This is a genomic window from Mesorhizobium metallidurans STM 2683, assembly GCF_000350085.1.
GTDB lineage: Bacteria > Pseudomonadota > Alphaproteobacteria > Rhizobiales > Rhizobiaceae > Mesorhizobium > Mesorhizobium metallidurans.
Map to the genome: position 1 here is coordinate 21,992 of NZ_CAUM01000059.1, position 10,169 is coordinate 32,160.

At 63.5% G+C, this 10,169-nt stretch carries 7 protein-coding genes; all 7 read left to right on the plus strand.

Going from position 1 to position 10,169, the window contains the following annotated elements; all coding sequences use genetic code 11:
• The first annotated feature begins 22 nt into the window (after window positions 1-22).
• On the plus strand, window positions 23-1,102 hold the full coding sequence (gene prfA / locus MESS2_RS10365; protein WP_008874155.1) for a peptide chain release factor 1: 1,080 nt from the start codon (window positions 23-25) through the stop codon (window positions 1,100-1,102).
• Window positions 1,095-1,970 (plus strand): peptide chain release factor N(5)-glutamine methyltransferase, encoded by an 876-nt coding sequence (gene prmC, locus MESS2_RS10370; RefSeq protein ID WP_040592652.1) that lies wholly within the window; start codon window positions 1,095-1,097, stop codon window positions 1,968-1,970. Before prfA ends, prmC begins: the two co-directional genes overlap by 8 nt.
• 354 nt (window positions 1,971-2,324) lie before the next feature.
• Complete coding sequence (locus tag MESS2_RS10375) at window positions 2,325-3,275, plus strand: DUF4167 domain-containing protein (RefSeq protein WP_008874157.1); 951 nt, start codon at window positions 2,325-2,327, stop codon at window positions 3,273-3,275.
• 268 nt (window positions 3,276-3,543) lie between these two features.
• A complete protein-coding gene (gene clpB, locus MESS2_RS10380; RefSeq protein ID WP_008874158.1) occupies window positions 3,544-6,150 on the plus strand; it encodes an ATP-dependent chaperone ClpB in 2,607 nt (868 codons plus the stop codon).
• 158 nt (window positions 6,151-6,308) lie between these two features.
• Complete coding sequence (locus MESS2_RS10385) at window positions 6,309-6,686, plus strand: MmcQ/YjbR family DNA-binding protein (RefSeq protein ID WP_008874159.1); 378 nt, start codon at window positions 6,309-6,311, stop codon at window positions 6,684-6,686.
• A 255-nt stretch (window positions 6,687-6,941) separates the two neighbouring features.
• Window positions 6,942-8,405 (plus strand): L,D-transpeptidase family protein, encoded by a 1,464-nt coding sequence (locus MESS2_RS10390; protein ID WP_008874160.1) that lies wholly within the window; start codon window positions 6,942-6,944, stop codon window positions 8,403-8,405.
• Window positions 8,406-8,543: 138 nt separating this feature from the next.
• The gene (locus MESS2_RS10395; protein ID WP_008874161.1) at window positions 8,544-10,103 is read left to right on the plus strand and encodes an MFS transporter; all 1,560 of its coding nucleotides are present in this window, start codon (window positions 8,544-8,546) and stop codon (window positions 10,101-10,103) included.
• Window positions 10,104-10,169 lie beyond the last annotated feature (66 nt).

A 10,169-nucleotide genomic window follows, 5' to 3' on the forward strand; every position in this document is an offset into this window, starting at 1 on the left:
ATCCCATCGAAGCTCCAGGACCATGATCAACCTGCCCCGCGACCGTATGGATCAAGTCGTCAAGCGTTTCGATATGCTCGAGGCGCAGATGTCGGCCGGGCCGGCGGCGGACGCCTATGTCCGGATGGCGTCGGAATATGCCGACATCCAGGAGATGGTGGCCAAGATCAGGGCGCTGCGCGCCGCCGAGCAGGAGCAGGCCGATCTGGAGGCAATGCTCGCCGACAAGGGCACCGATGCCGAGATGCGGGTCTTGGCGGAGGCCGACCTGCCCGGGGTCGAGGAACGCATCGAGGCGCTGCAGAAGGATATCCAGATTCTGCTTCTGCCCAAGGATGCCGCCGACGACAAGAACGCCATCCTCGAAATCCGCGCCGGCACCGGTGGCGACGAGGCGGCGCTTTTCGCCGGCGACCTGTTTCGCATGTATGAGCGCTACGCAGCGTCCCGCGGCTGGCGTTTCGAGACGGCTTCAGCCAGCGAAGGCGAGGTCGGCGGCTACAAGGAAATCATTGCTACCGTGTCGGGCAAGGGGGTCTTTGCCCATCTGAAATTCGAATCCGGCGTGCACCGCGTGCAGCGTGTACCGGAGACCGAGGCCGGCGGACGCATCCACACCTCGGCGGCCACGGTCGCGGTGCTGCCGGAGGCCGAAGAGGTCGATATCGACATAAGGGCGGAGGACATCCGCATCGATACGATGCGTGCCTCGGGCTCCGGCGGACAGCACGTCAACACCACCGATTCGGCGGTCCGTATCACCCATCTGCCGACCGGCATCATGGTGGTGCAGGCGGAGAAGTCGCAGCACCAGAACCGGGCGAAGGCGATGCAGATCCTGCGGGCCAGGCTTTACGACCTGGAGCGCGGCAAGGCGGATGAGGAACGCTCGGAATCGCGCAAGTCGCAGGTCGGCTCGGGCGACCGCTCCGAGCGCATCCGAACCTATAATTTCCCGCAAGGCCGGGTTACCGACCATCGCATCAATCTTACGCTCTACAAGCTCGAACGAGTAATGATGGGCGAGCTCGACGAGATCGTCGACGCGCTGATCGCCGACCATCAGTCGAAGCTGCTCGCCGACATGGGCGTCGATGGCTGACACTTTGCCTGATGCGCTCGGGCCGCTGCTGCGGGCGGCGCGGCAACACCTGACAGAAGCCGGCGTGACCGATCCGGGGCTGGACGCCAGGCTGATCGTCGAGCATTTTTCCGCCACGACCCGCACGCAGGCCATCGCCGATCCCGACCGCAAGGTCGGCCTTGACGCGGTTGCCGCTATCGATGCGGCCCTGGTGCGGCGCATCTCCGGTGAGCCGGTGCATCGCATCCTCGGCTATCGCGAGTTCCACGGTCTGCGCCTTTCGCTGTCGCCGGAAACGCTGGAGCCGCGGCCGGACACCGAAACGCTGGTCGAAGCGGTACTGCCCTTTGTGAAAGCAACGGCGGAACGCCAAGGCGAATGCCGAATCCTCGATCTCGGCACCGGCACCGGCGCCATCGCACTGGCGCTGCTCAATGCAGTTCCTGGCGCAACTGCCACCGGCGTCGATATTTCCCAAGATGCTTTGACGACCGCCATGCGCAATGCCAGGGAACTGGGGCTCGCCGCGCGGTTCAAGGCGCTTCAATCCGACTGGTTCGAAAAAGTTTCGGGCCGGTACCATGTAATTGTCGCAAACCCTCCCTATATACCGTCTGAAGACATTGAAAATCTGCAGGACGAAGTCCGCGACTTCGATCCGCGCAAAGCCCTCGATGGCGGCACGGACGGTCTGAGCCCCTATAGGATCATCGCCGCCGAGGCGGCAGATTTTTTGGACATCAAGGGCAGAATCGCGGTCGAGATCGGTCATACGCAGCGCGACGAGGTTACGTACATCTTTTCTACAGCCGGCTATGCGCGGGCTGGGGTGTTTCGCGATCTTGGCGGAAATGACAGGGTTCTGGTCTTTGAACATAGGATCTGATCGAGGAACCGACAAAGCCGTGATGCAGTGCGAAAAAACCGCTTGGCAATGCCGGGGAATGCGGCTAGGGTCGCCTTAACCGGATGAGACGAAGCAGGCAGTGCTCTTAGCGATTCGGTTTTCCTTGGAAATAGCTGCCTTCTTGCGCAAACGACGCCCAAGCTTCGTGCGGGAATCGTCCGGCAAGTGATGTAACCGGAACAGGATGACACGTGGCGCCAACGCAATCGATGCGGGCGAACGCCGGTGAAGAAACGAAACGGCTGGCTGCATGAGCGCCTCCGTTCGTAAAGAGTTGTTCGAAAATTTCAAAATGAAGAGAGTCGGATGAGGCCACAACAGCAGAACAGGCGCATGCGCGGTCGCAACAACAATGGCGGCGGTGGCAACAACAACAATAACAACAACCGCAAGGGCCCAAATCCCCTGACGCGCAACTACGAGAGCAACGGCCCGGACGTGAAGATCCGCGGATCGGCTCAGCAGATCGCCGAAAAATACGCAACCCTCGCCCGTGACGCGCAAAGCTCCGGTGACCGGGTGATGGCGGAAAACTACCTCCAGCACGCCGAGCATTACAATCGCATCATTGCGGCCGCCCAGGCGCAGATGCCGATCCAGAACGCGCAGCAGAACCGCGATGAGTTCGATGATGACGGCGACGAAGATCGCGACGAGTTCGACAATGCCGGCAACAATGCCGGTGAGGCTTCGGTGCCAGCGGCCGGTCACGGCGCCGGCCCGCAGCCGGTCATCGAGGGCATGCCGGCCGAGTTGGCGTTCAACCAGGAAAACGGCCGCGATAATCGTGACAATGGGCGCGATAACGGGCGTGACAATGGTGGGCGCGACAACAATGGCGGTCGCCATCGCGACCGTCGTCCCAATGGCGGCTACGGCCAGAACGGCCAGCGCGGCGAGTATGGTTCGCGTGGCGAGCCGCGCGGCGATCAGAGCCGGCGCAACGAGACACCGGCGCAGGTGGAAGCCGTTTCCCAGACCGAAACTGGTTTCATGCCCCAGGCCGAGCCTGTTTTTGCGGCCGAACCCGCGCCGCAGTTCGAGAATTTTTCGCCGGCTGCTCTCGCCGCACAGGCCGAGATGAACGAAGCAGCGGGCGAAAATGGCGCTGTGCGTCGGCCCAGGCGCCCGCGTCGTCCGCGTGCCGATGCCGATCGGGAGGCCGCCCAGGCGGCAGACCAGACAGATGGCGCTAGCGGCAATTTCGGTCCCGGCGACGTGGACGTGGCCACGCCGGTTGAAGGCGGTGGCGAAACGGTCGCTGCCGACACCGACAACCGATAGAACGAGGCTTTTCGAACCAGGCTTTGGAGCCGGGTTAGAGCCTTTCCAAGTTAGCGCATCATTTACCCTGAACGGCGGAGAGAAATCTCCGCCGTTTTCGTTTAGCGTGCCCGTGGAATATTATGCACCTGCCACTATCGAGGTGTCTTGAGGGTCCATGGCTCGCGCCCCATATCTCGCGTGAACAGGATCCGGCTCGAATGGGCGGGTCCGTCACCGCAATCTGATCCGGTGCCGCAAAGCGGGCCGGTGACGGAAGGAGACAGATATGAATCTTGAAAAATATTCCGAGCGCGTGCGCGGCTTCATCCAGTCCGCGCAGACAATGGCGCTCTCCCGCAACCACCAGCAGTTCACCCCCGAACATATCCTCAAAGTCCTTGTCGACGACGAGGAGGGTTTGGCCGCCTCGCTGATCGAGCGCGCCGGCGGCAGCGTGCGCGACGTCAAGCTTGGTGTCGAATCCGCCCTCGAAGCGATGCCCAAGGTGGAAGGTGGCAATGGCCAGCTCTATCTGGCGCAGCCGCTGGCGAAGGTGTTTTCGACGGCTGAAGAACTGGCCAAGAAGGCCGGCGACAGTTTCGTTACGGTCGAACGGCTGCTGACCGCGCTGGCGGTCGAGAAATCCGCCAAGACCGCCGACATCCTGGCCAAGGCCGGCGTGACAGCGCAGGCGCTGAACCAGGTGATCAACGATGTCCGCAAGGGCCGCACCGCCGATTCGGCGGGCGCCGAACAGGGCTATGACGCGCTGAAGAAATACGCGCGCGACCTGACGGCGGATGCCCGTGCCGGCAAGCTCGACCCGGTCATTGGCCGCGACGACGAGATCCGCCGCACCATCCAGGTGCTGTCGCGCCGCACCAAGAACAATCCGGTGCTGATCGGTGAACCCGGCGTCGGCAAGACGGCGATCGCCGAAGGGCTGGCGCTGCGCATCGTCAATGGCGATGTGCCGGAATCGCTGAAGGACAAGCAGTTGATGGCGCTCGACATGGGCGCGCTGATTGCCGGCGCCAAATATCGCGGCGAGTTCGAGGAGCGGCTGAAGGCGGTCCTTTCCGAGGTTACCTCCGCCGCCGGCGGCATCATCCTGTTCATCGACGAGATGCACACGCTGGTCGGCGCCGGCAAGGCCGATGGCGCCATGGATGCATCGAACCTGCTGAAGCCGGCGCTGGCGCGCGGCGAGCTTCATTGCGTCGGCGCGACCACGCTCGACGAATACCGAAAGCATGTCGAGAAGGACGCCGCCCTTGCCCGCCGCTTCCAGCCGGTTTTCGTCAACGAGCCAACAGTCGAAGACACCGTCTCGATCCTGCGCGGCCTGAAGGAGAAATACGAGCAGCACCACAAGGTGCGCATCTCGGATTCGGCGCTGGTCTCGGCTGCGACGCTGTCCAACCGCTATATCGCCGACCGGTTCCTGCCGGACAAGGCGATCGACCTTGTCGACGAAGCCGCGTCGCGGCTCAGGATGCAGGTCGATTCGAAGCCCGAGGCGCTGGACGAGATCGATCGCCGCATCATGCAGCTCAAGATCGAGCGCGAGGCGCTGAAGGTCGAGAAGGACGACGCTTCGAAGGACCGGCTTGCCCGTCTCGAGAAGGAACTGTCCGGCCTCGAGGAGGAATCGACCGAGTTGACCTCGAAATGGCAGTCCGAAAAGCAGAAGCTCGGGCTTGCCGCCGACCTCAAGAAGCAACTCGACGAGGCACGCAACGAACTCGCCATCGCTCAGCGCAAGGGTGAATTCCAGCGCGCCGGCGAGCTTGCCTATGGCAAGATCCCGGAACTGGAAAAAAAGCTGACCCAAGCCGAGGCCCAGGACGGTAAGGCCGGCATGGTCGAGGAGGTGGTCACCCCCGACCACGTCGCCCATATCGTGTCGCGCTGGACCGGCATTCCGGTCGACAAGATGCTGGAAGGCGAGCGCGACAAGCTGCTGCGCATGGAAGACGAGATCGGCAAGCGCGTCGTCGGTCAGGGCGAGGCGGTGCAGGCCGTCTCCAAGGCGGTGCGCCGCGCCCGCGCCGGCCTGCAGGATCCGAACCGGCCGATCGGCTCGTTCATGTTCCTCGGGCCGACCGGCGTCGGCAAGACCGAACTGACCAAGGCGCTGGCGAACTTCCTGTTCGACGACGAGAGCGCGATGGTGCGCATCGACATGTCGGAGTTCATGGAGAAGCACTCGGTCGCCCGGCTGATCGGCGCGCCTCCCGGCTATGTCGGCTATGAGGAAGGTGGCGCGCTGACCGAAGCGGTGCGGCGCCGGCCCTATCAGGTCGTGCTGTTCGACGAGATCGAGAAGGCGCATCCCGATGTCTTCAACGTGCTGTTGCAGGTGCTTGACGACGGCCGCCTGACCGACGGGCAGGGCCGCACGGTCGACTTCCGCAACACACTGATCATCATGACGTCGAACCTCGGCGCCGAATATCTGGTTAATCTCGGTGAGGACCAGGACGTCGACGCCGTGCGCGATGAGGTGATGGGCGTGGTGCGGGCATCGTTCCGGCCGGAATTCCTCAACCGCGTCGACGAGGTGATCCTGTTCCACCGGCTGCGCCGGCAGGATATGGGCCGCATCGTCGAGATCCAGCTCAAGCGGCTGGAAAGCCTGCTCGTCGACCGCAAGATCACGCTGTCGCTGGATCAGGAGGCGATCGACTGGCTGGCGGCCAAGGGCTACGACCCGGCCTATGGCGCGCGGCCGCTGAAGCGGGTGATGCAGAAGGAACTGCAGGATCCGCTGGCGGAAAAGATCCTGCTCGGCGAGATACTCGACGGCTCGACCGTCAAGGTCACCGCCGGTTCCGACCGGCTGAACTTCCGCTCGAAGCCGGCGGTCGTGGCGACCGAGGCGGCGGCCTGAGTTCAGGCGGCCTTTTAGAAAAAGTGCCAGAGCGCCGCGCATTCGGAAGGACGCGCGGCGCTCTTGTTTTATGCAAGTCGTTATCGCAAAACCGCTGCGCACCCCGGTTCAAGCCCGAGGGCATGCTTTTGCGCGACATGCATTGGAATGGAGGGCGGATGACGCTGGACGATTACAACGGCTTCTGCGCTTCCTTGCCCGCAACGACCCATGTCGTCCAGTGGGGCGGCGCCCATGTCTGGAAGGTCGGCGCCAAGGTGTTTGCCATCGCCGGCTGGGACGAGGGCAAGCAGCCCGGCAAGCAGCCCTTCGTCACCTTCAAATGCTCCGACATCGCCTATGACATACTGAAGGAACAGCCCGGCCTCAGGCCCGCGCCCTATCTCGCCTCGCGCGGCATGAAATGGATCCAGCGCCAGACAAGCCAGAGCATGGATGACGACGCGCTGAAGGATTATCTGCGCGACAGCCATCGCCTTGTTGTGCTGAAGCTGACGAAACAGGCGCGCCGGGAATTGGGGCTCGTCACTAACTAACTAGCGCATATTGCTCCAACCTGCCAGAAATCCGCCATCTTCATGCCCGGTTCATGTTGGAGCCTTATCGTGGCAACTGATTTGCTGGCGAAGGGGTTCGCCTTCCGCATCGGCCCGAAAATCGAATTCGATTTTCGGAAAGCGCGATGTGGAGATTTAAAGTGTTAGAGCGTCCTTTGCGCGTCCGAAAGGACGCGCGGCGCTCTAAAGGGCAATGCCGGGCGGCGGCATTTGGGACCGGAGAGTTTGACCATCATGTTTCGCGGGATATTCACCCTTTCGGCGCTTGCCGCTGGGATGCTGATGTCGAATGCGATGGCCTCGCCAATGGCGGATACCGCGCCGCGACCTGTCCGCGCGAGCGATTCCGGCGGCATTCTTGTGGCCCAGAACGGCGCTGTCGACGTCTATTACGACGCCAGGGGAAACCGCGTCCTCGTCGATGCGGAGACCGGCAAGGTCATTGCCATCCAGCCGCCGCAGACCAGGTTTGACCGCCGTGCGCTGCGCCGCGAGCGCTGGCGCAATCTCGGGCCGGTCGAGGACGACGACTATTATCTCGACGACCCGCAAGACACGGCGCGCGTCCGCCGCAGGCAGCTGGACGAGCAGGGCCGCATCATCGAGCCGCCGGCCGACGGATACGATCCCTATGGCGACAATTCGGTGGAGGCTTTTCCGGAAGCACCGCGGGACGGCGGCTATGGCAACACCTACCCGGAAGCGCCGCAGCCGGCAAAGCCGCGTACCATCACGCGCCAGCCGCTCAACGAAGCTTCGATCGAACCAGTCGAGCCGACCGCGCCGGCCGAGCAGGCGGCGTTGCCGCCAAAGACCGGCGGCAAGGCAACGGTCGATCCGTCGCTCTCGCTCGGCGTGCGCCAGGATATCGCCGGGCTGCAGGTGCTGCTCGACCGTGCCGGCGCTTCGCCCGGCGTCATCGACGGGCGCTTCGGCTCGAATGTCGACAAGGCGCTCGCCGCCTACAACGAAATCACCGGCAGCAATCTGAGATCCACCGATGCGGTCGGCATCCAGGCAGCCCTTGCGCAATCGGGCGGCGACGCCTTCGCCTCCTACACGATCACACCAGAGGATGCGGCCGGCCCCTATGTCGCGTCGATACCGGAAGACTACAGCCAGAAAGCGCAGCTCGACCGCATGGGCTACACATCCGTCACCGAGGCGATCGCCGAGCGGTTCCACATGGACGAGAACTATCTGAAGGCGCTCAATCGCGACGCCAATTTCAACCGTCCCGGCACGATCATCAAGGTCGCCAATTTCGGCAAGCTGGTGGCAAAGCCGGTGGCACGCATCATCGCCGACAAGGGCAAGAAAGAGGTCTTCGCCTATGATGCGTCGGGCAAGCTGATTGCTGCCTATCCGGCCACCATCGGTTCGTCGGACACGCCATCGCCCTCCGGCACGCACACGGTGTCGCGGGTCGCGCTCGATCCCAACTACACCTACAACCCGAACATCAATTTCAAGCAGGGCGAAAATAACAAGGTCCTGACCATTCCGCCGGGTCCGAACGGGCCGGTCGGTTCTGTCTGGATCGCGCTGGACAAGCCGACCTACGGCATCCACGGCACGCCCGATCCCTCCAAGATCGGCAAGACCGAAAGCCATGGCTGCGTGCGGCTGACCAATTGGGACGCGCGCGAACTTGCCAGGATCGTGTCGCCGGGTGTGACGGTGGAGTTCGTCGACTGAACGTTGTACTGCTCGGATCGACTGACGATCCTGCCGATCGGCCCGAGCTATCCTGCGTGCCCGGACCTCCGTCTGGTTTCAACAGCAGTAACCTGCTGGCCGGTTGCTGACGGCGCATCGGAGGTCTAAGCAGGCCCGATGAAATCTCCAAGCGAAGCCGCCGCCGTTCCCCTGAGCGGCTCTCTTCCGGCCGATGCGTTCTGCCCGCAATCGCGGCGCAGGTTCGTGCTCATCGCGGCGATCCTGGCTTCCGCGCTCGGTTTCATCGACGGTTCGATCCTGGCCATCGCCACGCCGGCGATCCGCGTCGATCTCGGCGCCAGCCTCGCCGAGGCGCAGTGGATTTCCAACGCCTATGCATTGACGCTTTCGGCACTGATCCTTGTCGGGGGTGCGGCCGGCGACCGGTTCGGCCTGCGGCGAGCCTTCGTCGTCGGCATCGCGCTGTTCATTATGGCCTCGCTTGCTTGCGCGCTGGCGCCGAATCCCGGGGTGCTCATCGCGTTTCGGGCCATCCAGGGCATCGGCGCCGCCATCATGGTGCCGGGCAGCCTGGCCATCATCGCCAAGGCCTATCCGAAGAAGGAACGCGGCAGGGCCATCGGCATCTGGGCGGCGGCCTCGGCGCTGACGACGGCGCTTGGTCCGGTGCTGGGCGGTTTTGTCCTGTCAGCCTTCGGCGACGGCATCTGGCGGGCGATCTTCGCGATCAACCTGCCGCTCGGGCTTCTCTCGATCTACCTTTTGCTGGCCAAGGTTCCGGCTGACGCACCGGCGAACAAGCGAAGCCTCGATCTCGGCGGCGCCGCGCTCGCCACATTGGCGTTCGGAGCGCTTGCCTACGGCTTGACCTCGATGAGCGCCGAAGGCGGCGGGCAAATATCGGGACCAAGTATCGTCATCGGCGCGGTGCTGCTCGTCGTTTTTGTTGTCTTCGAGCTCCGGCAGCGCGAGCCGATGATCGACCTCTCGCTGTTTCGCATCCGGGCTTTTGCCGGCGCCAATGTCGCGACCTTCTTCCTCTACTTCGCGCTGTCGGCCAATCTGTTTTATCTGCCGATGCTGTTGATCGCCGGATGGGGACTGAGCACGGCTGAGGTCGGTTTCATCTTCCTGCCGCTGTCGGCCTCGATCGCACTTCTGTCGGGGCCAGTCGGTGAGTGGTCCGACCGGATCGGGCCGCGTTTTCCGATCGCCAGCGGCAGCCTGGTCGTCGCTTTCGCCTTTGCCGGGCTCGCTCTGCTTGCCCATGCCGGCATCCACAATTTCTGGACCGGGACGTTTCCGCTGATGGCGGTGATGGGGTTCGGCATGGCGCTGGTCGTGTCGCCGCCGTCGACCGCGATCATGACCGCCGTCGAGGACAAGGACACGGGCGCCGCCTCGGGCATCAACAATGCGGTTTCCCGCATTGGCGGGTTGATCGCGGTGGCGGCGATGGGCTCGCTCGCGGCCTGGGTCTATTCGACGATGCTGGACACCAGTGTCAGATCAGGCATTCCGGGTTTTGGCGAACCGGCATCGGCCGGCCTGACGCCCGAACTCGATGCAACCAGGCTTGCCGCCAGCGACGCGGCCTTCGCGGCCGTCTCGCTTGCAACCGCCCTGCTTTGCCTGCTTGCCGCGATCATTGCCTGGACGACGATTTCCGGGCAGGCACTGCCTTGGTCGCAGCGCACGGAGAACCCGCAGGCCTGATGCTCAGCACGGTCATTCGGGGAATTGATTCGCACCAGATCTTAGGGTCTAGCCCTCGATCTTGGC